Consider the following 24,762-nt stretch of genomic DNA (forward strand, 5'->3'; position numbering starts at 1 on the left):
AAGGACCTGACGTGCTCAAGGGATCGTTGAACAAGCTTGGCAATGCCGTCGTGCTGCTGGTGGCCGTGCTGGTTCTGAACTTCACGCTGATCCACATCGCGCCGGGCGATCCGGTGGAGGCCATCGTGGGCGAGATGGGCGGCGCCACGCCCGAGATGATCGAGCAGATGCGCGCGCAGTACGGGCTGGATCAGCCCTTCATCGTGCAGATCGGAACCTATCTGGGCAACGTGCTGACGGGCGATCTGGGCATGTCCACCTACTACGGCCAACCGGTGACGCAACTAATCTGGGACCGTATCGGCGCCACGATGCTGCTGGTCATCACGGCGTTGATGACGGCCATGATCATCGGCACGGTGCTGGGCGTCTTCTCCGCGCAGAAACGACGGTCGATCCTGTCGCATTTCGTGACGGTGATCGCGCTCGCGGGCTTCTCGGCTCCCGTCTTCTGGGTTGGCATCATGCTGATTCTGCTGCTGTCCGTCTCCATCCCGCTCTTGCCGATTTCCGGCATGACATCCGCCACGTCCGAAGCCGGGGGGATCGCCCATGTGCTGGACGTGTTGCACCACCTGATCCTGCCCGCACTGACGCTGGCCACGATCTACCTGGCCTTCTACAGCCGCCTCGCCCGCGCCTCGATGCTGGAAGTTCTGGGCTCGGACTATGTCCGTACCGCCCGCGCCAAGGGGATGCCGCAGAGGCTGGTGATCTACAAACACGCGCTCAGGAACGCGATCCTGCCCGTCGTCACCTTCGCCGGGCTGCAATTCGGTCAGCTGATTTCCGGCGCCGTGCTGGTGGAGACCGTCTTCGCCTGGCCCGGCCTTGGCACGCTGGCCTTTGAATCGATCCTCAGGCGCGACACGCCCACGCTGCTGGGGATCCTGTTTTTTTCGTCCATGATGGTGGTGGTGATGAACGTGCTGACCGATCTCGTCTACCGCATCATCGACCCAAGGATCAAAGCCCGATGACCGACGTGACGACAACCGCTCCGAAGCCGGTCTCGCCCTCGATGCAGGCGTGGCGGATGTTCCGCCAGAACCATGCCGCCGTGCTGGGGCTGGGGATCCTGATCGCGATCATCGTGATCTCTCTGCTGGGGCCTTACATCTATACCGTCCCCCCGCGCGACATGGTGTGGATGCCGCTGACCCCGCCGGGCACATCCGAATACGTGCTGGGCACCGATTACCTTGGCCGCGATCTGCTGGCCGGGTTGATCAATGGCGGCCGGGTGACGCTGGCGGTGGGTTTTGCCGCCGCGCTGATCACCGTCGCCATCGGCATCAGCGTGGGCGCGCTGGCCGGGTTCTTCGGCGGGCGGGTCGACAATTTCCTGATGCGGGTGACGGAGTTCTTCCAGGTCCTGCCGAACCTCCTGTTCGCGATGGTCGTGGTGATGCTGTTCGGGCCGGATCTTCTGAACATCTCGATTGCCATCGGCATCGTGTCGTGGACCTCCACCGCGCGCCTGACGCGGGGCGAGTTCATGCGCATACGCGAAATGGATTTCGTGAAGGCCGAACGCTCCATTGGGGCGGGCAACACGCGGCTGATCTGGCGGGTGATCCTGCCCAACGCGGCCCCGCCCCTGATCGTGGTCAGCGCGCTGGCCATCGGCACCGCGATCCTGTTCGAAGCGGGCTTGTCCTTCCTGGGCCTGTCCGATCCCAACAGCACCAGCTGGGGCCGGATGATCGGCGACAACCGCCCCTACATCCTCGACAGCCCTTGGGGTGTGACCTTCCCCGGCCTCTGCATCTTCCTGACCGTGCTGGCGATCAGCCTGATCGGCGACGGGCTGAACGATGCCTTCAATCCCAAGCTGAGGGAACGCTGATGACAACGCCCCTCCTGTCCGTCCGCGATCTGGAGATCGCGTTTCGCAGCGACGGCACCGACATCCCCGTCGTGCGCGACCTGTCCTTCGATTTGGCCCATGGCGAAACACTGGGCATCGTCGGCGAAAGCGGCTGCGGGAAGTCCATCACCGCGCTGTCGCTGCTGGGCCTTGTGCCGTCTCCGCCGGGCCGCGTGACCAAGGGCCAGATCCTGTTCGAAGGCGAAGACCTTGTCGGCGCCCGCGAACAGCGCCTGAACCAGGTCCGCGGCAACGACATCTCGATGGTGTTTCAGGAGCCGATGACCTCGCTCAACCCCGTCTATACCATCGGCGAGCAGATCGCCGAAACCGCGCGCGTGCATTTCGGCCTGTCGAAGGCCAAGGCGTGGAAGCGCGCGGTCGAAATGCTGTCGCTGGTGGGTATCCCGTCGCCTGACCAGCGGGCGTACGACTACCCGCACCAGCTGTCGGGCGGGATGCGCCAGCGGGTGATGATCGCGATTGCGCTGGTGTGCGAGCCCAAGATCCTGATCGCGGACGAGCCGACGACGGCGCTCGACGTCACCGTGCAGGCCCAGATCTTCGACCTGTTTCAGGACCTGAAGCGGCAGATCGGGGCGGCGATCATCCTGATCACCCACGATATCGGCGTGGTGGCGCAGATGACCGACCGGGTGATGGTCATGTATGCCGGCCGCAAGATCGAAGAAGGCCCGGTGGCCCAGTTCGTCCGCGATCCGCGCCATCCCTATACAAGCGGCCTTGTCTCCTGCATTCCGCGCCTGATGATGCCGCCCAGTGACGAGGTCGAAGACCTGTTCGAAATCCCTGGCGTCGTTCCGGCCCCGCGCGACCTGAACCGCCCCGGATGCCCTTTCTCGCCGCGCTGCAACCGGGTCATGCCCCGCTGCCGGGATGAAAACCCGGCGCTGGAGGTGCGGGCGGACGGACGGAAGGTCGCCTGCTGGCTTGAAACGGAGGTCGCGGCATGACGAACGTGCTGGAGGTCGAAAACCTCAAGGTCCATTTCCCGACCGGCAAGGGCGGCAAGGTCCATGCGGTCGACGGGCTGTCCTTCACGCTGGCCCCCGGCACGGCCTTCGGGCTGGTGGGGGAAAGCGGTTCGGGCAAGACGACCGCCGCCATGGCCTGCGCCCGGCTGACCGATATCACCTCTGGCACCGTGCGCCTGAACGGGCGCGACATCACCCATGTCTCAGGTGCCGAGCTGAAGAAGGCCCGCCGCGATATCCAGGTGGTGTTCCAGGACCCCTATGCGTCCCTGAACCCCCGCGAACGCGCCGGATCCATCGTGCGCCGCCCGATGGACCTGCTGGAGATCGGCTCGCCTTCAGAACGCGACGCCCGCGTGGACGAGTTGTTCGCGCTGGTGGGCCTCCGCCCCGACCAGAAAGATCTGTTCCCGCACCAGTTTTCCGGCGGACAACGCCAGCGGATCGGCGTCGCACGCGCCTTGGCGACCAATCCGGGGCTGATCGTCTGTGACGAGCCCGTCTCGGCGCTCGACGTGGCCATTCAGGCGCAGATCCTGAACCTGCTGGGGCGGCTGAAGCGCGATCTGGGGCTGTCATACCTTTTCATCTCGCACGATCTGGCGGTGGTGCAGCATCTCTGCGACCAGATCGCCGTGATGTACCTGGGCCAGATCGTCGAGATCGGATCGCGCAAGGAACTGTTCACCCGGCCGCTCCATCCCTACACCCATGCGCTGATCTCGGCCGTGCCCAGCCCGGAACGGATCGGGCTGGACGGGAACGCGCGGATCCGGCTGAAGGGCGATCCGCCGTCGCCGATCTCGCCCCCCGAAGGCTGCCGTTTCGCCGGGCGCTGCGCTTTTGCCGAAGACCGCTGCCGCGCCACCACCCCGCCCCTTCGCGTGATCGAGGGCGGCCATGCCGTCGCCTGCCACCGCGCCGAAGAACCCGACCTTGCCGCCATCGCCATCGCCCAGGCCGAAAGCCTGCCCGCAGGTTGATCCCCGTCCCCTACTGACCTGCCTGCCGTCCGGGCGAGGAGAATACACTCATGACCAAATCCCTGCCGACCCGGGCCAGCGCCGTCATCATCGGCGGCGGCATCGCCGGATGTTCCGTCGCCTATCACCTGGCCAAGCTGGGCTGGAAGGATGTCGTGCTGCTGGAGCGCAAGCAGCTGACATCGGGCACCACATGGCACGCCGCCGGCCTGATCGCGCAGCTGCGCGCGACCAAGAACATGACCCGACTGTCCCGCTATTCGCAAGAGCTGTACGGAGAGCTTGAGGCGGAAACCGGCGTCGCCACCGGCTTCCGCCGCAATGGCTCGATCACCATGGCTCTGACGGACGAACGGCGGGAGGAGATCTACCGTCAGGCCTCGATGGCGCGGGCCTTCGGCGTGGATGTCGAACCGTTGTCGGAGGGCGAACTGCAAACCCTGCACCCGGATCTGAACACGGCCGGGTTCAAGGGCGCCGTCTACCTGCCGAAGGACGGCCAGGGCGATCCGGGCAACATTGCGCTGGCGCTGGCCAAGGGCGCGCGGATGAACGGCGCGCAGGTCTTCGAACATGTCCGCGTGACGCAAGTGTCCGAAGTGGACCGCAACGGCCAGCGGGGCGTGTCGGGCGTGTCGTGGACCCGCGACGACACCGGTGAAACCGGCACGATCGCCACGGATTTCGTCGTCAACTGCGGCGGCATGTGGGCGGCCGAGCTTGGCCGCATGAACAACGTCAACGTCCCCCTGCAGGCCTGCGAACACTTCTATATCGTCACCGAAAACGTCCCCGGGCTGACCCAACGCCCCACGCTCCGCGTGCCCGACGAACATGCCTATTTCAAGGAAGACGCGGGCAAGTACCTGCTGGGCGCGTTCGAACCGGTCTCGAAACCCTGGGGCATGCACGGCATCCCGAAGGACTTCGAATTCGACCAACTGCCCGAGGATTTCGCCCATTTCGAGCCGATCCTCGAAAAGGCCATCACCCGGATGCCGCTGCTGGAACGCGCCGGGATCCACACTTTCTTCAACGGCCCCGAAAGCTTCACCCCCGACGATGCCTACCACCTGGGCGAAGCGCCGGATCTGCGGGGCTATTTCGTGGCGGCGGGCTTCAATTCCGTGGGCATCCAGTCTGCCGGCGGCGCCGGCATGGCGCTCGCCCACTGGATGGAGCACGGCTACCCCCCCTTTGACCTGTCCGACGTCGATATCCGCAGGATGCAGCCCTTCATGGGCAACCGCACCTTCCTTGTCGAACGCGCGAAGGAAACGCTGGGCCTCCTTTATGCCGACCACTACCCGTACCGCCAGAAGGACACGGCGCGGGGGGTTCGGCGGTCCCCGTTCCACGACGCGTTGCAATTCCGCGGCGCGGTCTTCGGGGAAACTGCCGGATGGGAACGCGCCAACTGGTACGCGGCCCCCGGTCAGGCCGCGGCTTATGAATATTCGTGGAAACGCCAGAACTGGTTCATGAATTCCGCCGCCGAACACCGCGCGATCCGCGAGGGCGTGGGGCTCTATGACATGACCTCCTTCGGGAAGATCGTGGTCGACGGGCGCGATGCGGAGCGGTTCCTGAACGATGTCTGCGGCGGCGACATGTCGGTCGCGCCGGGCAAGATCGTCTACACCCAGTTCCTGAACGACCGCGCGGGGATCGAAGCCGACGTCACCGTCACCCGCCTGTCCGACACGCGCTACCTTGTCGTCACCCCCGCCGCGACGGTGGTGCGCGATCTCAGCTGGCTGGACCGGCACCGCGGCGATCATGCCGTGTCGCTGCTGGACGTGACATCGGGCGAAAGCGTGCTGGTGGTGATGGGGCCCAGGGCGCGTGACGTGCTGGCCAAGGCCGCACCCTGGCATGACTGGTCGAACGACACCCATCCCTTCGGCACCGCGAAGACGGTCGAACTGGGCCTGGGCCACGCCCGCGCGCACCGGGTGTCCTATGTCGGTGAACTGGGCTGGGAGCTTTACATCCCCACCGATCAGAGCATGCATGTCTTCGAGACGCTGATGGCCGCGGGTACGGAGTTCGGGCTGAAGCTCTGCGGTCTGCACGCGATGGACAGCTGCCGGATCGAAAAGGGCTTCCGCCATTTCGGCCACGATATCACCGAAGAGGATCACGTGCTGGAAGCCGGCCTGGGCTTCGCCGTGAAGACCGCGAAGCCCGACTTCATCGGCCGCGACGCGGTGCTGCGGAAGAAAGACGCCGGTCTGTCGGCCCGCATGCTCCAGTTCCGGCTGACCGATCCCGAGCCGCTGCTCTATCACGCCGAACCGATCCTGCGGGACGGGGAACTGGTGGGCTACCTGACCTCGGGCAATTACGGGCATACGCTGGGTGGTGCAGTCGGGCTGGGCTACGTGCCCTGCGGCGGCGAAGATGCGAAGAGCGTGCTTGCCTCCTCCTACGAGATCGAGATCGCGGGGACGCGGGTTAAGGCCGAGGCCTCTCTGAAGCCGATGTACGATCCGACCGGGGCGCGGACCAAGGTCTAGGCCGGGCGGTGCGTGCAGAGCACGCACCCTACGCGGTTGGTTTGCGGCGGCTCTGCCCCCGCCCCGCCTCAGGCGCGAGTCCCCCGAGGTATTTGCGGACCAAAGAAGTTGAAGGGCCTGCTCTTCTTCTTTTCCCAAATACTCCCGCCGGAGGCGGACCCGGGGCGAGGTCAGATCAGACGGTCAGGGTATCCAGTCGCGCGCGCGCGGCGTCGGGATCGAGGCTGCCGCGTTCGCCGATCAGGACCAGTTCGCAGCCGTCCGGCGGGCGCGCATGCGGGGCGAGGCTGGCCCGCTGGCCGACGAGTTGGAAGAGGTAGGTCTGCCCCGGTTTTTCGGTGAAGGTCAGGAAGCCCTTTGCGCGGACCAGGTCGGGCGACAGGGCGCCCATCAGCCGTTGGAAGGCGGTAAGGGAGACGGGTGCGTCGCTACGCCATTCCAGCGTCGCGAAGCGGGTGGCGTCGATGCTGGTACGTCCAGTGGCGCGGGGCGTCTCGGGGCCAGTGCCGATCAGCGACAGGACCGACCGGCCCGGTTCGCCTGCGTCGAAGACCGTCTTGCCCAGGCCGCCCAGGCGGGAAATCAGGCCGTTCAGGTCGTCTTCACCGACCCCGTCCGTCTTGGACAATTGCACGATGTCCGCCGATGTCACCTGCGCGCGCCACAGGTCGTCCTGCCAGCGCGCAGGCGTCGCCTGCATGTCCTGGGCATCGACGAGGCAGACGATGGTGTCGAGCCGCGCGGCATCCCACAGGATCGGGTCCATCAGGCCCTGAACGATGCCCTGCGGATCGGCGACTCCGCTGGCTTCGATGACGATCAGGTCGGGGGTGTCGCCGTCCAGAACCGTACGCAATGTTCGCAGCAGGTCGCCCTGCAGCGAGCAGCAGATGCAGCCGTTCTTCAGGCCGATCACGCCGTCGGATTCCGCCTCCAGCAGCGCCGCGTCGATGTTGATGCTGCCGAAGTCATTGACGATGGCCGCGATCTTCTTGCCGTCCGCTGCGTGCAGCAGGGTGTTGATGAATGTTGTCTTCCCGGCGCCCAGAAACCCGGTGACCAGAAGGACGGGAACGCTCATCCCTGCGGGCACCGGATGGGTTGGCCGGGGGTGGCTGCGGTATCCAGTGCGCCGTCCGCGATGACTGGCGTGCCGCCGACCAGAAGGTGTTTCACGCCGATGGCCGGTTTGTTCATCTCGGTAAATGTCGCCTGATCCGCGATGGTCTCCGGGTCGAAGATGATGATATCGGCGTCAAATCCTTCCCTGAGCCGGGCCTTCTGTGCGATCTGGGGCGCGCAGCTTTCGATCACCTGCGCGGGATAGAGCGAGCATTTCGCCATCGCTTCCGTCCACGACACCACCTTCCGGTCGCAGACGTAATCGCGCAGGAACTTGGTGAAGGTGCCCGACGACCGGGGATGCGAGAACACGTCATCCGGCAGAGGCCATTCGTGGCCTTCGTACAGCGTGCCGTCCGGCTTGACCCAGGGCATCGCGTCCGACGCGATGGACCCGCCCGGGAACAGGACCGACACGTCCAGCATCCGCTGGTGTTCGGAATTCGAGTCGATGTCGAGGAAATGCCAGATGATCAGGTCGGACGGGTTTTCGTGGCCGGCCTGCAGCAGCTCCTCGCGGCTTTCGAACCGGTGCTGGTTCTTGACCAGCTCGATCGCGCTGTAGGGGCTGCCGGTGCGTTCGGTGAAGTTCTCTTCCGCGAAGAACCCGGCGCCAACCACGGTCGATCCTGCGCCGTACGGGTAGGCTTCGGTGGTCACCGGCAGGCCCTGCGCCTGCGCCTTCCGGATCAGTTCGGCCGAGCGGTCGACATCCATCAGGCTGGTCGAGTTCAGGTGGCAGATATGCATGTGCGCGCCGGTCGCCCCCGCCAGCCCGATCAGGCGGACATAGGCCTCGACCGAGCTTTTCGGGTCGATGTTGGAGGCATTGGCGATGTGGGTATAGGTGGGGCGCCCGAATTCGGCCGCCAGATCGCAGATCTCGGTCAGTTCCTTCAGGCCCGCGCCGGCGACATAGCCGTTGGGAATGCCGATGCCGATGGCGCCTTCTTCCATCGCGGTGCGGGTGATGTCGGTGATCTCGGCCGATTGGGCGGCGGTGGCGGTATCGGTGTGCCAGCGCGTGTCGTTAGAGGCGCCCATCTGCGCCACCGGGTTCACCTTGCCGGTGGGCTCAAGGTTGCTCATCACCGCGCGGCGGGCCGAAATCCAGCTGGCGGCGGTGCCGTAGTTCAGCGGCCGGCCCTTGCCCGCCTGATCGTCGTACCATTCGGCCACGGGCAATGTGCCCACTTCCAGTTCCAGCGCTGTGGTTACGCCGTCGAAAGCCTGCATCCGGTCGGCCGCGACGGATTGGCCGTGGGCGTGGATGTCGATGAAGCCCGGCGCCACGATCAGGCCCGTCGCATCGATTTCCTTTGCGGCCTCGCCCAGATCGGAGCCCACGGCGGCGATGGCGCCGTCCTTGATCGCGACATCGCAGACCTCGTCGAACCCGGTTTCGGGGTCGATCACGCGGCCGTTCTTGATCAGCAGGTCATGGGTCATTGGGCTTTGCTTTCGTCGAATGGATTTTCGGTCTTGGGCCAGAAATTGTCGTTCCGCTTGGTGTAGGGGATGATCGTGTAATCCGGCGGGATGGCGCCCGGGGTGGCAAGGTGGATGACCTCGGACGCGATGGGGGCGAAGCGGTCGTAAAAGTGTTGGGACGATTTCACCACGACGATCTTCATCGTGTCGAGCTTCAGGCCAAGATCTTCGAACACCTCGGGGCTGAAGGTCTGCGTCCGGCGCGAGGACAGGGCCAGGTGCACGCCATCGGCCTCCAGCCAGACGGTGGCGCCGAGGCCCGCAAGCGAGGGGCCGAAGTGCTGGTAGGCATCCGGGTTGATGCCGCGGACGGTGACGGTCAGGTCGACCGGATCGCCCGACATGGGGCCGATCTTGCCGCCCACGCGCACCGGCATCACGGCGCCAACGCCGGCATCCATGCACATGTTCACCAGCACCGGATCCCAGAAGGTGCAGAGCGCGACGTCCTTCAGACCGCGGTCCAGAACCTCCTTCAGGACGAAGGTCGAATCCGATGGCGCCCCGCCGCCCGCGTTGTCGGCGAAATCGGCCAGCACCACCGGGTAGGCATTCGCCGCGACGGCTCGGTCGAGCCCCGTGGCCATGTCCGGGAAGGTGCGCAGTTGGTCGCGCAGGTCCCAGAGTTCGTGGCCCAACTCCTCGGCGCGCGTCCCGGCCAAATCCGGGTCGCCATCGGTGATCACCAGCGACCTTGTGCCGACATGGGGGCTGTCGCCCCAAGGAAAGCCGTGGGCGAGCGAGACGGAGAGGATGCCCCCCGTCCCTTCCATCGCCGACATGCGGTCGACATAGCTGCGGATGGGTTCGAACGGCGTGTGGTACATGGCCAGCATCTTGCAATCGTAATCGCGCATCACCGGCTTCGTCTTGCCCGTGGCGGCATCGGCGCAGAGCGTGAACAGGTCCTCCGCCCGGTCGGCGATGTCGATATGGGGGTATTCCTTGTAGCAGATGATGGCCGTCGCGTTGTCCATCATCAGCGGTGTCAGGTGGCAATGCGGGTCGATCTCCAGCCCGACCACGGCCTCCGGGCCGACGATGGCGCGGACATTGGCCAGCATGTCGCCTTCGCAATCGTCATAGCCTTCGGCGATCATCGCGCCGTGCATCGACAGCAGCACCACGTCGACAGGCATCGCGGCCGTCAGGTCGGCCAGGATGTCGTCGCGCATCGTTTCGTAGACGTGCCGCACCGTGGGACCGGCCGGCTGGGCGTAGGTGGCAAGCCCTTCCACCACGTCCCAGTCCAGCGCCTCGGCCCGCGTCCGCCAGACCTTCAGCGCGGTGGCGTAAACCTGCGCGCCCTCGGTCGAGGCGTTCTTGGAATAGAGGTTCTCCTTGAACCCGGACCAGCCCGTGGGGATAGGCGAGAAGGAATTCGTTTCGGTGGCGAGCGATGCCATGAACAGTTTCATGCGGCGGTGTCCTCTGTTGCCGCATGTGCGGCCGTCTCGGGTTCGGATGAAGCGACCAGCGCGCGGGCGATGTCTGCCGCGACGTGGATGATGATGAAGCTCAGCGCGATGGGAATGGCGATGCCGAAGACCAGCACCGGCACATCCATGGTTTCCGACTGCCGTCCGTACAGCCGCGCGATGTAGCCGCGGGCGATGTTCATGTTGGGGCCGAACAGGCAGAACCACAGGACCGAGATCGCAAAGACCAGAACCCCGGTGCTGCGCACCAGCGTGGTGCCGATGCCAAGCGCCCCGCGCCAGGCCAGCGCCTCGGGAAAGAGCGTCGGGTCAGCCTTCAGGCGGAACGCGCAGGACGCGCCCATCATGCCGCCCCAGACCATGGAAAAGCGGGCCAGTTCCTCGGTCCAGATCGGCGGCTGCGCCAGCAGGTAGCGCGCGAACACCTGCCAAGTGGCGGAGCCGAGCATGACCACGACCGCAACCACGGCCACGGCCAGACCGACGCGGTTGAGCTGGGCCGATAACCGGTCCAGCCCCTTTGCTATGGCGCGCAATCCGGTCACCGGCCGACCGCTGCTTTCCACGCCTCGAACGCACCTTCGGGCATGTCGACGTTCTCATAGAGCGGCTGCGAGGCTTCGCGGAATTTCGCGATCTCTTCATCCGGCAGTTCGATCACTTCGATCCCGGCGGCTTCCAGATCGGCGAAGACGGCTTCGCGTTCCAGCAGGAAGTCACGGTTGGCATCATGCGCGGCGGCGGTGGCGTCGTCCACGATGGCACGCTCGTCATCGCTCAGGCCCTGGTACCAGTCTTCCGATGCGATCGCGATCCGGACGGAGTTCGACGACTTGGTGTCGGTGAAGTACTTGATGAACGACGTGTGGCCATAGACCAGCGGCACGAAGGGCGGGTTGATGTAGCCGCCGGCAACGCCGGTCTGCAGTGCGTTGGGCACTTCGCTCCAGCTCACGATGGTGCCCTTGGCGCCCCAGGTTTCGAACACCTGGATCTGCAGTTCATCCAGCGCCCGCATGCGGATGCCAGCAAAATCTTCAAACGTGCGAACAGGGGTTTCAGTGGTAAAGATGCCCGCCGGCAGGCCAAGGTAGACGATGTCCAGCACGCGGACGCCGTGGGGCGTGGTGCCGTCGTTTATCCGCTCCAGCATGCCGCCTTCGTCGAGAGCCTTGTCCAGCTCCTCGCCATCCTTGAAGAAGAAGGGCATCGAGGTGCCAAAGATCGTGCCGTCAAGCTGACCGGCCGACTTCATGTCCGACATCGACACTTCCAGCAGGCCCGTCGACACCTGGTCCAGCCGTTCGGCCTCTTCGCCAAGCGCGTTGCGTTCGTATTCCACGGCGTCCATGCCATGTTCGTTCAGGTAGTTGGCGAAGGTGTTCGCCCATACATAGGTGCCCGATTGTTTCAGGTCCGGCGGGCTGTCGAGCGCAACCTTCACCTCGGCCTGTGCCGGCAGGGCCAGCAGCACCGCCGCGGCGGCGGCGGCAAATCCGTGTGCCAGTTTCATTGTCTTTCCTTCCTGTTGATTGGTTTTTCTAGTTCCAAAGCCCCATCATGCGCGGCAGCATCAGGCTGATTTCCGGGACCGCGACAAGAATGGCCAGCACCCCGATTTCGGCCAGCACGAAGGGCACGACCTTGCGCGCCAGTTCCCAGTAGCGCACGCCCGTCACCGTCGAGACGATCATCAGGCTGCCCCCCAGCGGCGGCGAGACAAGCCCGATGGTCAGGTTGAAGCAGATCACGATCCCCAGGTGCACCGGGTCGGCCCCGTTCGCCAACGCCACGGGCGCCAGAAGCGGGATCAGCAACGCCAGCGCCACAGTGACATCCAGGATCATGCCCGCGATGATCAGGATCACGTTCAGCAGGATCATGAAGCCCACGGGCCCCAGCCCCAGGTCGGTCACCAGCATGGCGATGGCCTGCGGAATACGCTCCAGCGCGGCAAGGTGCCCGAAGGCTGCGACGGCGCACAGGATCATGAAGATCGACCCCGTCAGGATGGCAGAACGGCTGAGGCTCTGCCAGATATCATCCAGCGACAGGCCCTCGTAGAACCGGGCCACCAGCGCGGCGGCGATCACGGCGACGGCGGCAGCCTCGGTCGGGGTCATCCAGCCGAAGACAATGCCGCCCACGATGATCATTGGCAGAAGCAGGGCCGGCAGCGCGCGGAAGATCGACATGCCAAGCGGTGGCGATTCACCCTTTTCGACGCGTGGGTGATCCTCGCGCCAGGCATACCAGGCGTTCACGGCGAAAAGCGCGCAGGCCAGTACCAGACCGGGCAGGATACCCGCGACGAAGAGGGCCGCGACCGAAGTCTGCATGACTGCGCCATAGAAGATCAGGATGATCGACGGCGGCACGATGGGACCGATGATCGACGACGCGGCCGTGATCGCACCGGCATAGGCCGCGGAATAGCCGCGTTCGCGCATGGCAGGGACCAGCGTATTCGACAGCGCCGCGGCATCGGCCACGGCCGATCCCGAGATCCCGGCGAAGAACACCGAGGTCAGGATGTTCACGTGCCCCAACCCGCCCCGCAGCCGACCGACCAGCGCCATCGACAGGTCGATCAGCGCCTTTGTCACGCCGCCACGGTTCATGACCTCACCCGCGAGGATGAAGAGCGGCATCGCCAGCAAGGAGAAGACCGAGATGTTGGAAAACACCTTCTGCGGCAGCACGGCCAGGTAGCGGGTGTTGTCCGACACGATGAAGGCCAGAACCGCGGATCCGCCGATCACGTAGGCCAGCGCCAGGCCGGAGCCCAGGAACAGGATCGCGGCGATGGGGACGACCCAGATCATGCCGCCGCCTTTATCCGCGACGGGCGCACATCAGCGGGATCGAACCCTTCATCCGCGATATGGAAAGGCAGTGCATGGCCCAGCACGGCTGATGCCGCGAACTGCGCCATCGCGGGCGCGGTCTGGATGCCGTAGCCCCCCTGTCCCGCCAGCCAGAAAAAGCCCGGCGCCGTGTCGGAAAAACCCACGACCGGCGTCTTGTCGGCCACGAAACTGCGCAGCCCGGCCCATTTGCTGTCGATCCGGCGCACATCCAGATCGAAGGCGGTCATGATCCGGTCGATACAGATCGCGATGTCCAGCTCCTCGGGCTGCACGTCGCACGGGGCAACGGGCGTTTCATCGGCGGGTGAGATCAGCAACCGCCCGGCATCGGGCTTGAGATAGAACTCTTCGTCCACATCCACCGTGATCGGCAGATGCCCGGTTTCGAAACCGGGATGATCCGGCACCGTGATCGCCGTGCGCCGCTTGGGGGTAAGGCCTATGTCCTCTGCCCCCGCCAGCGCGCCGATCTCGCCTGCCCAGGCGCCGGCGGCATTCACCACGATTGGCGCCTCAAATACGCCCTTGGTCGTTTCGACCTGCCAGACATCGCCATTGCGGGTCAGGCCCGTGACTTCGGCCCCCGTCACGGCCGGCCGGTCGCGCGCCTTGAACATGCGCAGGTAGCCGTGATGCAGCGCGTGCACGTCGATATCCTGCCCCTGGCGGTCATGCATTCCGGCACTGGCATAGCCTGCGCGCAGCAGCGGCTGGAAGCTTTGCAGCGCGTCGCCGGTCAGCACCTCGACCTCGGTCTCCTTCGACACGGTCTCTGTCAGCGCCTCCAGCGCGCCCATCTGGTCCTCCCGCGCGATCATCAGAATCGGGCGGGGGCCGAACATCGGTGCGGCGGTGAACCCTTCGGGCGGGGATTCGTAGAACGCCCGCGAGGCGCGGGTCAGATCGCGGATCGGCGTCGGCCCATAGCAGGGCGCGAACACCGCCGCCGACCGGCCCGTCGAGTGATAGCCCGGCTGGCTTTCCCGTTCGAGCAGGATAACCGACGCATGCGCCGCCAGTTCCGCCGCGACCGATGCCCCGGCAATCCCGGCCCCGATCACGATGATATCCGCAGTTTGGTGCGCATCCGGCATCGTCTGCATTTCCCTTCGACGTCAAACGTTGTGCCCACCGAAACGGATTAGGAATTTGATGACAAGAAAAATTTTCAGATGTGAAAATTTTCTTTCGATTCTGCTAGGCGAACCTTCGGGTTTGTGGAAAATAGGGGCGAACCTAAAAGAGGCATTCGGTCGGCATGTCCACGAAAAGCGAAATCGGCAGGCGGGTGAAGCAGCTGCGGAAGGCCGACGGGCTGACATTGGTCGAGCTTTCGGGGCGGTCGGGCGTGTCGGTGTCCTCGATCTCGAAGATCGAGAACGGGGCGCTGTCGCCGACGCTCGACGTGATCCTGAAGCTGTGCGACGGCCTGTCGGTGTCGATCGGCGACCTTGTATCCGGGGCCGATGGCGATCGCGTTTCCGCGCCCAACAGCCGGTTTTCGCCCGCATTCAAGGGCGAGGGCGCGCTGATCAGCACGCCCAACTACGACTACCTGTACCTGTGCCCGGACGTAAAGAACAAGTTCATCATGCCGATCCACGCCCGTGTGAAGGCCCGCAGCGCGACCCAGTTCGGCGACCTTGTAAGTCACGGGGGCGAGGAATTCCTGTACGTGCTGGAAGGAGAAGTAGAAGTGCACAGCGAATTCTACGAACCCGTCCTGCTGAAGAAGGGCGACAGCGTTTACCTCGACAGCGCGATGGGCCATGCCTATATCAGCGCCGGTGATGCGGATGCCGAAGTTCTGTGCATCTGCACCGAATACCAGACCGAAGGCCCTTAGACCTTTCCGTGCCGGACGGTCACCGGCAGGCCTTCGAGCCGCGCTTTCAACTGCAGGCCCAGTATCCGCGAATAGAACCGGGCCTGGGCCAGGTTGCCGCCCATGAACCACAGGCCCTCGTGCGCCGTGGGCTTCCACATGTTGCGCAATTCGCCCTCCCACGGGCCGGGATCGCCCTTGGTGTCCGAGCCATAGCCCCAGCACCGCCCGATCCGCGCGGCCGTCTCCGGGCCGATCAACTTGGCAACCCATTGCTCCATTGACCCGAAGCCGGTGGCATAGACGATCTTGTCGGCCTCCAGCACCTCGCCCGAGTCCAGCACTACCCCTTCGGGAACAAGCCGCGCGATGTTGGCACCTGCCCGGATGCCGATGCGACCATCCACGATCATCTCGCACGCGCCGACGTCGATGTAGTAGCCCGAGGCCGACCGCTGGTACTTCATCAACCCGGTGCCGTCCTCGCCGAAGTCGATCCGGAAGCCCGACGCGGACAGGCGGTCATAGAACGGCGCCTCCTCCTCGCGGATACGGTCCCACGTGCGTTTGCTGTTCGCCTCCTGCATCCGCAGGGGCACGGACGCGTTCAGAAGGTCGGCCAGCTCGGTCGTGATGCCGCTGTCGACCGCCTCCTGCGAATAGACCTGTTTCAGCAGCACTTCGGTCATCGTCTCCTGCCGGACGATCAGGGTCGACGACCGCTGGATCATCACCGGCGCTGCCCCGTTTTCGACAAGGTTGGCGGCGATGTCATGGGCCGAATTGTTGGCGCCCACGATCACGACCTTCTTGCCCGCCATGCCTTCGCCGGTGGTGAAGGCGCTGGAATGCAGCTGTTCGCCGGTAAAGTCCGCGCGGCCTTCGATCTCGGGCAGCTGGGGGAAGCCCGCGTTGCCGACGGCCATGACAAGATGGGTCGGCCGCATCTGAACCGGCGCGCCGTTGCGCAGCAGGTCCACGACCCAGCCATTGCCATCGTGATGCGCGCCGGTGCATTCCGTGCCGGTCCAGACGCACAGCTCCAGCGCGTGGGCGTACGCTTCCAGCCAGTCGCCCATCCGGTCCTTCGGCGTGAAGACCGGCCAGAAATCCGGAAACGGCATGTAAGGCATGTGATCGTACCAGACCGGATCATGTAGCGTCAGCGACTTGTAGCGCGACCGCCACTGGTCCCCCACCGATGGGTGCTTGTCGACGATCAGGTAGGGCACGCCCAGCATTTCCAACCGCGCGCCAAGGGCCAGCCCACCCTGCCCGCCGCCGACGATCAGGACATAGGGCTGTTCAGTCTCGCCCCAGCGTTCCGCCTTGTCGGCCAGCCGCTCCTGCCAGTTGCGCGGATCGCCATCATCGTAGAGCCCGATGGGCCGGCGATGGCGCAAAGGTTCCTCGAACCCCTTCAGTTCCTCCAGCGTCGCGAAGAAGGTGGCGCACTTGCCGTCGCGCAGGCGGACATAGCCGCGGCCCCGTCCCTGTTCCGTTTCGACGGCGATGAATCCCTCCTCCGCATCGGGATCGCCCGCAACGGCGACGGAAAACCCCGTGTCCCCGGCATGCGCCGCGAACGCGCCGATCCGGTCCGCGCCCTCGACGGTCTGAAGGGTCCAGCCCGTGGTCACGAAATCGCGCCAGAGGCCATCGTCGTGGAAAAGCGCCGCGATCCGGGATGCATCGCCCGTGGCCAGCGCTTGGTTCAGGTCGTCTACCCAGACGGCGATGGACATGGCAGGTTCCTCCCGAAATCGGATCTGGTGCGCGACCGGCGGGCCGTCACGGTCGATTTAGCCAAATTGTTTCTGACTAAATCAAGGTTTTTTCTGCCAATCGTGCAGATCGGCGCACTTTAACGCGAAGATATTCGGCTAATCGGCGCCCGCCGGACCAGCCTGCGCTCTTGGTGTCAGAAATTCGGGCAGGTAGCTGCGCAGGTAGGCGACCGAGGCCTGGGTTGAATCGGCCAGGAACGCGTCGGTGATGCAGCGGTGTCGGCTGTAGGACAGCGCCCAGACGCCATCCATGATCGCGATGGAGGTGGCCAGACGGTCTTCAAGAAAGGCCGACGGCTCGATCTCGAAGTAGTGCGTGAAGAGCCCGACATAGGCCTTGGCCAGCCCCGCATTGCCGTTCAGGTCGGTATTGCGGACCTCGACACTGACGCCGGCACCAAGGAACAGTCGCTGCGCCGCCGGATTGGCGTTCAGGAAGAGCGCGCCCTGCTGCTGCCGGTAGGCGATCAGGTCCTGCCATTTCCGCGGCGCGGGCTGGATCTGTTTCTCGACCCGGTCGGCCATCTGACGGTTGAAGCGTTCCGCCAGCATCACGAAGGCCGCGTTGCGGTTGGGAAAGAAATGATAGACGGATGCCAGTGGAATCCCCGATTCCGAAGAAATATCGGCAAGGCTGATGTTCTCGTCCTGCCGCGCCTCCAGCAAGTCCGCCGTGGCATCCAGCAACGCCTCCAGCCGCTGCTGCCCGCGTTTGCGCAGCTTGCGCGGCTTTCCGTCGATTTCGACCTTCTTTTCCATCCGTCTGCCCGGCAAGATTGAACCGTGCCACGTAATCCGCAAGCACAAGGTAAATCAACGGCTTCCGACCCGGCGCACAGGGGACCGCAAGACATTTCCGGCGCAGTGCATGATCAACCGGCCCGTGATTTAGTCGATTTTTTGACCACTTTATGATCGGACCATCGCACAGCCTCTCACGCTGCGTCATCAGGAAGCAGCGCATTCCGCCCCATGTTTTCAGGAAAATGGGCATGACGCCGAGTCCTTGTGCAGAACCGATCGTCCGATCATCACCGCGGGAAGTTAGTCGAAACTTTTCTTGCCAAGTTGTTTCTTCCTTCCTAGCGTTGAATGAAACTCATCCGGGAAAGGTGCGCCATGTGGAGCAATGCGAAGGACAAGGCCCTGCGTGAACGGGCGGCGGAAGTAATCCCCGGCGGCATGTATGGCCACCAGTCGACGATCCTCATGCCCGACGACTTCCCGCAGTTCTTCACCAGGGCCGAAGGCACCCGGATCACCGATGCCGATGGCAATGTCTACATCGACTACATGTGCGCCTACGGGCCCAACCTGCTGGGCTATGGCCGCCCGGAAGTGATGGAGGCTGTCGCCCGCCAGCAGGCGCTTGTCGATACCTGCACCGGGCCCGGGCCGGTGATGGTGGATCTGGCGGAAACGCTAGTGGGCATGATCAGCCATGCCGACTGGGCGATGTTCTGCAAGAACGGCGCCGACACCACGATGATGGCGCTGATGATCGCCCGGGCCTATCGCGGCAAGCGCAAGGTGCTGATCGCCAAGAATGCCTATCACGGCTCGATGCCATGGAACACGCCGCGGCCGGCGGGCGTGGTGGCCGAAGACCGCGCGCACCTGATCTATTTCGACTACAACGACACGCAGGCGCTGGCCGATGCCGTCAAGGAAGCCGGTGATGACCTGGCCGGCATCTTCGCCGCGCCTTTCCGGCACGACACCTTCACCGACCAGACCCTGCCCGATGCCGAATATGCCCGCACCGCGCGCAGGCTGGCCGATGAACATGACGCGCTGCTGATCGTCGATGACGTTCGCGCGGGGTTCCGCGTTGCGCGGGATTGTTCGTGGGAAACCATCGGCGTGCGGCCCGACCTGTCGTGCTGGGGCAAGATCCTTGGCAACGGGCAGCCGATCTCGTCTCTGGTGGGCAACAACCGGGCCAAGGCGGCCGCGTCCCAGATCTTCGTGACCGGCTCGTTCTGGTTTTCCGCCGCACCGATGGCCGCGGCGCTCGAAACGCTGCGGATCATCCGCGAGACGGATTACCTTGAACACATGCAGAAAATGGGCACGGCCTTCCGTGACGGGCTGGTGCGCCAGGCGGCCGATTTCGGCTTCGGCCTGCGGATCACCGGCCCCGCGACCCTGCCCATCATGCTGTTCGACGACGATCCGGATTTCCGGATCGGCTACGGGTTCTGCCAGGCGGCGATGAAGCGGGGCGTCTACCTGTCCCCCTACCACAACATGTTCATGAATGCCGCCATGACGGACAACGACCTGACGGAAACGCTCGACGCGACCGGCGCCGCGTTCGAGGCAATAAAGGAAAGCCGGGCGTCCCTGAAACCGTCGGCGGTACTTGCCGCCCTCATGGACGCGTAACCGGCCCCAACAGCGCCAACAGGGAAAAAGAAAATGAAACATTTCAAGTTGAAGACGGGGCTGGCCGCGGCCTTTGTCGCCTCGACCGCCCTTGTGGGCCAGCCCGCATCGGCGCAGGACAGCGACACGCTGGTGATCGCGCGGACACTGGCGGTGAACTCGCTCGATCCGTCGCGCGCGTTCTGCGACACCTGCCAGTTCTACCTGACGGCGGTCTATGAAACGCTGGTGACGCTCGCGCCCGACAACCAGAGCCTCGTGCCCAACTTGGCCGAAAGCTGGGAGGTGAACGACGACTTCACCGAGTTCACGTTCAAGCTGAAGGACGCGACCTTCGCCGATGGCAGCCCGGTTGAAGCCTCCGACGTGGCGTGGACCTTCAATCGCCTGAAGAACGTGCAGGCCTCGCCCTCGTTCCTGATGGAGGGCCTCGTCAGCGCCGAAGCCGTGGACGCCAAGACCATCAAGTTCACGGTCGAGGCGCCGAATTCGGAGTTCCTGAACAAGGTGTCGGCGCCCTATACTGGTATCATCAACGCTGAAGCCGCGATGGCCGCAGGCGCCACCGACACGGCCGAGGACAACGCCGAATCCTGGTTCCTGAGCAACTCGGCCGGCTCCGGGCCGTTCACGCTGGAAAGCTTCTCGCCCGACGCGGAACTGCGGCTGGCCAAGAACGACGCTTACTGGGGCGAGGCCCCGGGCTTCAACGAAGTCGTCGTGACGGAAATCAAGGACGCGGTCAGCCAGGCGCAGGCACTGGAAACCGGCCAGGTCGACATCGCCATGCAGATCGACCCGGACACCGCCAATTCGATCCGGTCGCCCGAGATCGTGACGGAGGTCATCCCGTCCTACAACTTCACCTATGTCGGTTTCATCCCCGCCGTTGACGAAGTGCTGACGAAGGAAGTCCGCCAGGCGCTGGCGCTGGCCATCGACTACGAGGGCATGATCGACTTCACGGTCGGGGGCAACGGCGTGAAGCAGGCCGCGCCCATCCCTAACGGCTTCCCCGGCACCGCGGATCTGACGCCCCGGTCGCAGGACGTGGAAAAGGCCAAGCAGATGCTGGCCGATGCCGGCGTGTCCGACTTGAAGATGGTCGCGGGCTATCCGAACGACAACGCTTACGGTGTCGACTTCAACATCATGATGCAGAAGGTCCAGCAGGATTTTTCGAACGTCGGGGTCGAGCTGGAACTGAAGCCGCTGACATGGGCCGTCTGGCGGGATGAGCTGGGTTCGGGCGAATGGCCGGTCACGGCGATCTACTACGCGCCAGATTACTATGGCTCGGGCCAGTATGTCGCCTATTTCTCGATGATCGAAGGCTACCCCTGGGCTGGCCGCGCCGGTCGCGACAAGCCTGAACTGGTGGTGAACCCGAAAGAGGCGGAACTTTACGCCAAGGCGCTGGCCGCCTCGGGCGAAGAAGCCGATGCCGTCTATGCCGAACTGGGGCAGGAGATGATGGACGATGCGATCATCATCCCGCTCGTGTCACCGAACCTCGTGCTCGCCTATCGCGATGATATCGAAGGCGTGCGATACTCGGCCTGCTGCAACCTGCCGCTGTCGGAAATCACGCGGAAGTAAATGCCTTGCTCGCCTATATCCTCAGACGGTTGATCTCGATCCCCTTCCTGCTGCTGGGTGTGGCGAGCGTTTCCTTCCTGCTATCGCAAATGACCAAGGGCGACCCGCTGGCCGCCCTTGTCCCCGAACGGATGATGTCGAACCCCGAGATCGTCGCCGCGGTGAAGGCGGAATGGGGGCTCGATCAGCCGCTGCCCATCCGCTACGTCCGCTACCTTGGCAACCTGCTGCAGGGCGACATGGGCACCTCGTTTTCCACCCGCCGCCCGGTTGCTCTGGACATCGCCGAACGCCTGCCCGCCACGCTTGAACTTGTGATCGCCGCGATGATCATCGGCACCTTCATGGGGCTGGCGCTGGGGCTTCTGTCGGCGCGGTTCCGCGGGACGATTGTGGATAGTGTCGCGCGGATCTTCGCCCTTCTGGGCTCGTCCCTGCCCGTCTTCTGGTCAGGACTGATCCTGCTCTACGTCCTGTCGGTGCAATTGCGCATCGTCCCCGGCACCGGCCGCCTGCCGCCCCGCGTGCAGCCGCCCCCGGATGTGACCGGGTTCTATACGATCGACGCGCTTCTTGCCGGGAACTTCCCGCTGTTCCTGCAGGTCCTGTCGCATCTGGCACTCCCCGCCTTCGTGCTGGGCTGGGCCGTGACAGGCATCATCACCCGGCTGGTTCGGTCTTCGCTGGTCGAAGGGCTGTCGCTCGACTACGCCCGCACCGCCCGCGCCAAGGGTGCGCCGGAACGCATCGTCCTGATCCGCCACGCGCTGCCCAACGCGATGATCCCGCTCTTGACGATCCTGGGCTTCACCTTCGCCTACCTGATAACCGGCGCGGTGCTGACCGAGGCGATCTTTTCATGGCCCGGCATCGGCTCCTACGCCGTGCGCGCCGCGGCCTCGCTGGATTACCCGGCGATCGGGGGCGTCACCATCGTCGGCGCCGTGGCCTTCCTCCTGGCGAACCTCGTGACCGATATCGCCTATGCCTGGGCCAACCCGCGGATCAAGGTGCACTGATGGCCGATATCTCTGCCCCCGTCGCCGCCCCTGCCCGCCGGTCCGGCGGCTTTCGGCGCACGTTCCGCAAGCTGCCGGTGACCGCCATCATCGGCGCGGCGATCCTTCTGTTCTGGATCTTCACCGTGCTGACGGTGCAGTTCTGGCCCATGGCCGAACCGCTCGACATGGTCGGGCGGCGCCTGCAGCCGCCGTCGGCCGAGCACTGGCTGGGCACCGATGCGCTGGGGCGCGACGTGTTTTCCCGCACCATGCATGGCGCGGTCTGGTCGATCCCCATCGCCATCCTCGTCGTCGCCTGCGCGGTGGCCATCGGGTCCCTTCTGGGCGCGATCTCCGGCTTCTTCGGGGGCTGGACGGACGGGATCATCATGCGTCTGGTCGATGTGACCGTCGCCTTCCCACCGATCCTGCTGGCCATGGCCGTCGCCGCGATGCTTGGGCCCGGCCTTACGAATGCCTCCATCGCCATGGTCATCGTCTGGTGGCCGATCTACGCCCGCCTGATGCGCGCGCAGGTGCTGGAGGTGAAGGAACGCGAGCACGTCGAGGCCGCCATTGCCGGCGGCGCCAGCCCGCTCCGTGTGCTGCGGGTCCATGTCCTGCCGCTTTGCTGGACGCCGACGCTGATCAACGCGACGATGGATTTCGGGCAGGTCGTTCTGCTGGCCGCTTCCCTGTCCTTCATCGGGCTGGGCGCGAAACCGCCCTCCCCCGAATGGGGCAGCATGATTTCCGAAGGGGCGACGCGCTTCTACGACTGGTGGATTGCCTTCGGCCCCGGCATGGCGATCCTGACGGTGGTGCTGGCGACATCCTTCCTGGGCGACGGCCTCCGCGATCTCTTTGACCGGAGATCGCAATGAGCCCGCTGCTGAAGACGAAAGACCTGCGGATCGAGTTCCGCAACGACGACGGGATCTGGGCCGAGGCGCTCTGCGGTGTCGACCTGTCGCTGGATCCGGGCGAGGTGCTGGGCATCGTCGGCGAAAGCGGATCGGGCAAGTCCATCGCGATGATGGCGCTGCTGCAACTCCTGCCCCGCGGCGCCCGTGTCAGCGGCAGCGCACGGTTCAAGGGGCAGGAGCTGATCGGCATGCCCCCCGCCCGCATCCGCCAGCTACGCGGAAAATCCATCGGCTGCGTGTTCCAAGACCCGCTGTCGGCCTTCAACTCCGTCCTTCGGATCGGGGATCAGATCGCCGAGGCGATCACGCTCCACGACCGCTCCATGTCCAAGCGCGACGCGCTGAAGGAGGCGGAACGGCTCTTCGAACTCGTCGCCATCCCCCAGCCCGCCAAGCGCATCCGGCAATACCCGCACGAATTCTCCGGCGGCATGCGGCAGCGGGCGATGATCGCCATGGCGCTGGCCAACCGGCCCGAACTGCTGATCGCGGACGAACCCACCACGGCGCTGGACGTCACGGTTCAGGCGCAGATCCTCGACCTGCTGCGCGATCTGCGGAAGGATCTGGGCATCGGCATGGTTCTGATCACCCACGATCTGGGCGTCGTCGCGGGCATCGCCGACAAGATCGCCGTGATGTATGGCGGCCGGATCGTCGAACGCGGCACGACCGACGATGTGTTCTACCACACCGCCCACCCCTATTCCGCCGGCCTGATCGGCGCCGTGCCGTCGCTGGACGGCACCGGCAAGCTGCAGCAGATAGACGGCACGCCGCCGTCGATCTTCAACCGGCCCTCGGGCTGTTCCTTCCATCCCCGCTGCTCCCAGGTCGAAGAGATCTGCCGGATGCAGACCCCGGAACTGGAAAGCGTGGGCGAAACCGATTGCGCCTGCCATTTGCCGCTGGTGACGCGCGACGCGAAGGTGGCGGAATGAAGGATATGGGCACACCACAAGGCGAAACGGTCCTGACCGTCCGCAACCTGATCAAGGAATTCCCCATGCGCGGCGGCCTTCTGGGCCGCGACGTGGGCGCGGTGCAGGCGGTCTCCGACATCTCGTTCGACATCGCGGCGGGCGAAACCTTCGGGTTGGTGGGCGAATCCGGCTGCGGGAAATCCACGCTGGGCCGGTCCATCCTGCGGCTGATCGAGCCGACCTCGGGTCAGGTGACGCTAGCGGGCAAGGACGTGACCGCCGCGGACAAGCCTGCCCTGCAACAGCTGCGGCGCGAGATGCAGATCGTGTTCCAGGACCCGATGGCGTCGCTGCATCCGCGGATGACGGTTCAGCAGATCCTCGCCGAAGGGCTACGCCTCGCGGCATTGCCGCGGGCCGAACTGCAGATGAAGATTGCCGACCTGATCGACATGGTCCGCCTGCCCGCCGACACCGCCGGGCGCTATCCCCACGAGCTGTCCGGCGGTCAGCGCCAGCGGATCGGCATCGCCCGTGCGTTGTCGCTGAACCCGAAACTCATCGTGCTGGACGAACCCGTCTCCGCGCTCGACGTCTCGATCCAGGCGGGCGTCCTGAATTTGCTTGAGGAGCTGCAGGGAGAGTTCGGCTGCGCCTATCTCTTCATCGCGCATGACCTCGGCGTGGTTCGCCATATCTCGCACCGTGTGGCGGTGATGTACCTGGGCCGGATCGTCGAACTGGCGCCGGTCGAAGCGCTTTATTCCGCGCCGCAGCACCCCTATACGCAAACGCTCCTGTCCGCGATTCCCCGCGCCGACCCGCGCGAGGAACGGGCCCGCAAGCGCATCGTACCGAAGGGCGATCTGCCGTCGCCGATGGACCCGCCCCCGGGCTGCCGGTTCCATACGCGCTGCCCGAAGGCCACGCCGCTGTGCTCGATGGAAACGCCGAAACTGGCCGAGAGCGGCACGCCCGGCGCACTAGTCGCCTGTCATCATCCGGGACCGATCGAAAGCTGACG

Annotated in this window: 21 protein-coding genes; 12 read left to right on the forward strand and 9 right to left on the reverse strand. The window is 65.0% G+C overall.

All coding sequences use genetic code 11. From position 1 onward, the window contains the following. Positions 1-11: 11 nt before the first annotated feature. The 5 genes from D4754_RS08430 to D4754_RS08450 are packed head-to-tail and all read left to right on the forward strand — an operon-like array spanning position 12 to position 6,367. Positions 12-980, forward strand: a complete 969-nt coding sequence (locus D4754_RS08430; RefSeq protein ID WP_121062575.1) for an ABC transporter permease — start codon at positions 12-14, stop codon at positions 978-980. Beyond that, positions 977-1,849, forward strand: coding sequence for an ABC transporter permease (locus tag D4754_RS08435; RefSeq protein ID WP_121062576.1), 873 nt, complete (start codon positions 977-979; stop codon positions 1,847-1,849). Before D4754_RS08430 ends, D4754_RS08435 begins: the two co-directional genes overlap by 4 nt. Then, on the forward strand, positions 1,849-2,844 hold the full coding sequence (locus D4754_RS08440; RefSeq protein WP_121062577.1) for an ABC transporter ATP-binding protein: 996 nt from the start codon (positions 1,849-1,851) through the stop codon (positions 2,842-2,844). Before D4754_RS08435 ends, D4754_RS08440 begins: the two co-directional genes overlap by 1 nt. After that, positions 2,841-3,848 carry an ABC transporter ATP-binding protein gene (locus D4754_RS08445; protein WP_121062578.1) on the forward strand — a complete coding sequence of 336 codons (1,008 nt, stop codon included), beginning with the start codon at positions 2,841-2,843 and terminating at the stop codon, positions 3,846-3,848. The genes D4754_RS08440 and D4754_RS08445 overlap by 4 nt, the downstream gene beginning before the upstream one ends. A 50-nt stretch (positions 3,849-3,898) precedes the next feature. Next, positions 3,899-6,367, forward strand: coding sequence for a GcvT family protein (locus D4754_RS08450; protein ID WP_121062579.1), 2,469 nt, complete (start codon positions 3,899-3,901; stop codon positions 6,365-6,367). A gap of 175 nt (positions 6,368-6,542) precedes the next feature. Here D4754_RS08450 and D4754_RS08455 read toward each other — a convergent pair whose 3' ends face one another. Genes D4754_RS08455 through D4754_RS08485 form a run of 7 tightly spaced genes read right to left on the reverse strand, consistent with a single transcriptional unit; the run spans position 6,543 to position 14,383 of the window. After that, a complete protein-coding gene (locus D4754_RS08455) occupies positions 6,543-7,448 on the reverse strand; it encodes a CobW family GTP-binding protein (RefSeq protein ID WP_121062580.1) in 906 nt (301 codons plus the stop codon). Further along, a complete protein-coding gene (locus D4754_RS08460; protein ID WP_121062581.1) occupies positions 7,445-8,938 on the reverse strand; it encodes an amidohydrolase family protein in 1,494 nt (497 codons plus the stop codon). The genes D4754_RS08455 and D4754_RS08460 overlap by 4 nt, the downstream gene beginning before the upstream one ends. Continuing rightward, positions 8,935-10,398, reverse strand: a complete 1,464-nt coding sequence (locus tag D4754_RS08465) for a M81 family metallopeptidase (protein WP_121062582.1) — start codon at positions 10,396-10,398, stop codon at positions 8,935-8,937. The genes D4754_RS08460 and D4754_RS08465 overlap by 4 nt, the downstream gene beginning before the upstream one ends. Continuing rightward, positions 10,395-10,964: a TRAP transporter small permease gene (locus D4754_RS08470; protein ID WP_240453805.1), complete on the reverse strand. Its 570-nt coding sequence runs from the start codon at positions 10,962-10,964 to the stop codon at positions 10,395-10,397. The genes D4754_RS08465 and D4754_RS08470 overlap by 4 nt, the downstream gene beginning before the upstream one ends. Continuing rightward, on the reverse strand, positions 10,961-11,932 hold the full coding sequence (locus D4754_RS08475) for a TRAP transporter substrate-binding protein (protein WP_121062583.1): 972 nt from the start codon (positions 11,930-11,932) through the stop codon (positions 10,961-10,963). Before D4754_RS08475 ends, D4754_RS08470 begins: the two co-directional genes overlap by 4 nt. Before the next feature lie 28 nt (positions 11,933-11,960). Beyond that, positions 11,961-13,244, reverse strand: a complete 1,284-nt coding sequence (locus D4754_RS08480) for a TRAP transporter large permease (protein ID WP_121062584.1) — start codon at positions 13,242-13,244, stop codon at positions 11,961-11,963. After that, positions 13,241-14,383 (reverse strand): NAD(P)/FAD-dependent oxidoreductase, encoded by a 1,143-nt coding sequence (locus tag D4754_RS08485; RefSeq protein ID WP_121062712.1) that lies wholly within the window; start codon positions 14,381-14,383, stop codon positions 13,241-13,243. The genes D4754_RS08480 and D4754_RS08485 overlap by 4 nt, the downstream gene beginning before the upstream one ends. Positions 14,384-14,547: 164 nt before the next feature. Between D4754_RS08485 and D4754_RS08490 the strand changes: the two genes are divergently transcribed. After that, the gene (locus D4754_RS08490; protein WP_121062585.1) at positions 14,548-15,135 is read left to right on the forward strand and encodes a helix-turn-helix domain-containing protein; all 588 of its coding nucleotides are present in this window, start codon (positions 14,548-14,550) and stop codon (positions 15,133-15,135) included. On the opposite strand, the gene D4754_RS08495 is transcribed toward D4754_RS08490, so the two are convergent. Next, the gene (locus tag D4754_RS08495; RefSeq protein WP_121062586.1) at positions 15,132-16,859 is read right to left on the reverse strand and encodes an NAD(P)/FAD-dependent oxidoreductase; all 1,728 of its coding nucleotides are present in this window, start codon (positions 16,857-16,859) and stop codon (positions 15,132-15,134) included. The two genes, D4754_RS08490 and D4754_RS08495, sit on opposite strands and share 4 nt — an antisense overlap. 138 nt (positions 16,860-16,997) lie before the next feature. After that, positions 16,998-17,660, reverse strand: a complete 663-nt coding sequence (locus tag D4754_RS08500) for a TetR/AcrR family transcriptional regulator (protein ID WP_121062587.1) — start codon at positions 17,658-17,660, stop codon at positions 16,998-17,000. Between the two features lie 360 nt (positions 17,661-18,020). Here D4754_RS08500 and D4754_RS08505 point away from each other — a divergent pair, with 360 nt between their 5' ends. The 6 genes from D4754_RS08505 to D4754_RS08530 are packed head-to-tail and all read left to right on the forward strand — an operon-like array spanning position 18,021 to position 24,760. Then, positions 18,021-19,289, forward strand: coding sequence for an aminotransferase class III-fold pyridoxal phosphate-dependent enzyme (locus tag D4754_RS08505; protein WP_121062588.1), 1,269 nt, complete (start codon positions 18,021-18,023; stop codon positions 19,287-19,289). A 33-nt stretch (positions 19,290-19,322) separates the two neighbouring features. After that, complete coding sequence (locus D4754_RS08510; protein WP_121062589.1) at positions 19,323-20,888, forward strand: ABC transporter substrate-binding protein; 1,566 nt, start codon at positions 19,323-19,325, stop codon at positions 20,886-20,888. Between the two features lie 5 nt (positions 20,889-20,893). Next, entirely contained in the window at positions 20,894-21,907 is a 1,014-nt protein-coding gene (locus D4754_RS08515) for an ABC transporter permease (RefSeq protein ID WP_121062590.1), read from the forward strand. Beyond that, on the forward strand, positions 21,907-22,773 hold the full coding sequence (locus tag D4754_RS08520; protein WP_163025843.1) for an ABC transporter permease: 867 nt from the start codon (positions 21,907-21,909) through the stop codon (positions 22,771-22,773). The genes D4754_RS08515 and D4754_RS08520 overlap by 1 nt, the downstream gene beginning before the upstream one ends. Beyond that, entirely contained in the window at positions 22,770-23,756 is a 987-nt protein-coding gene (locus D4754_RS08525) for an ABC transporter ATP-binding protein (RefSeq protein ID WP_121062591.1), read from the forward strand. Before D4754_RS08520 ends, D4754_RS08525 begins: the two co-directional genes overlap by 4 nt. Continuing rightward, positions 23,753-24,760 carry an ABC transporter ATP-binding protein gene (locus D4754_RS08530; protein WP_121062592.1) on the forward strand — a complete coding sequence of 336 codons (1,008 nt, stop codon included), beginning with the start codon at positions 23,753-23,755 and terminating at the stop codon, positions 24,758-24,760. Before D4754_RS08525 ends, D4754_RS08530 begins: the two co-directional genes overlap by 4 nt. Positions 24,761-24,762: the final 2 nt, after the last annotated feature.

Source organism: Chachezhania antarctica (assembly GCF_003646465.1).
In the GTDB taxonomy this organism is placed as follows: Bacteria; Pseudomonadota; Alphaproteobacteria; order Rhodobacterales; family Rhodobacteraceae; genus Chachezhania; species Chachezhania antarctica.

Coding starts and splice junctions, on each gene's coding strand:
- D4754_RS08445 (WP_121062578.1), top strand. CDS start 2,841: ATGACGAACGTGCTGGAGGTCGAAAACCTCAAGGTCCATTTCCCGACC.
- D4754_RS08500 (WP_121062587.1), bottom strand. CDS start 17,660: ATGGAAAAGAAGGTCGAAATCGACGGAAAGCCGCGCAAGCTGCGCAAA.
- D4754_RS08440 (WP_121062577.1), top strand. CDS start 1,849: ATGACAACGCCCCTCCTGTCCGTCCGCGATCTGGAGATCGCGTTTCGC.
- D4754_RS08525 (WP_121062591.1), top strand. CDS start 22,770: ATGAGCCCGCTGCTGAAGACGAAAGACCTGCGGATCGAGTTCCGCAAC.
- D4754_RS08520 (WP_163025843.1), top strand. CDS start 21,907: ATGGCCGATATCTCTGCCCCCGTCGCCGCCCCTGCCCGCCGGTCCGGC.
- D4754_RS08455 (WP_121062580.1), bottom strand. CDS start 7,448: ATGAGCGTTCCCGTCCTTCTGGTCACCGGGTTTCTGGGCGCCGGGAAG.
- D4754_RS08505 (WP_121062588.1), top strand. CDS start 18,021: ATGTGGAGCAATGCGAAGGACAAGGCCCTGCGTGAACGGGCGGCGGAA.
- D4754_RS08490 (WP_121062585.1), top strand. CDS start 14,548: ATGTCCACGAAAAGCGAAATCGGCAGGCGGGTGAAGCAGCTGCGGAAG.
- D4754_RS08495 (WP_121062586.1), bottom strand. CDS start 16,859: ATGTCCATCGCCGTCTGGGTAGACGACCTGAACCAAGCGCTGGCCACG.
- D4754_RS08530 (WP_121062592.1), top strand. CDS start 23,753: ATGAAGGATATGGGCACACCACAAGGCGAAACGGTCCTGACCGTCCGC.
- D4754_RS08485 (WP_121062712.1), bottom strand. CDS start 14,383: ATGCCGGATGCGCACCAAACTGCGGATATCATCGTGATCGGGGCCGGG.
- D4754_RS08475 (WP_121062583.1), bottom strand. CDS start 11,932: ATGAAACTGGCACACGGATTTGCCGCCGCCGCCGCGGCGGTGCTGCTG.
- D4754_RS08460 (WP_121062581.1), bottom strand. CDS start 8,938: ATGACCCATGACCTGCTGATCAAGAACGGCCGCGTGATCGACCCCGAA.
- D4754_RS08480 (WP_121062584.1), bottom strand. CDS start 13,244: ATGATCTGGGTCGTCCCCATCGCCGCGATCCTGTTCCTGGGCTCCGGC.
- D4754_RS08450 (WP_121062579.1), top strand. CDS start 3,899: ATGACCAAATCCCTGCCGACCCGGGCCAGCGCCGTCATCATCGGCGGC.
- D4754_RS08435 (WP_121062576.1), top strand. CDS start 977: ATGACCGACGTGACGACAACCGCTCCGAAGCCGGTCTCGCCCTCGATG.
- D4754_RS08510 (WP_121062589.1), top strand. CDS start 19,323: ATGAAACATTTCAAGTTGAAGACGGGGCTGGCCGCGGCCTTTGTCGCC.
- D4754_RS08465 (WP_121062582.1), bottom strand. CDS start 10,398: ATGAAACTGTTCATGGCATCGCTCGCCACCGAAACGAATTCCTTCTCG.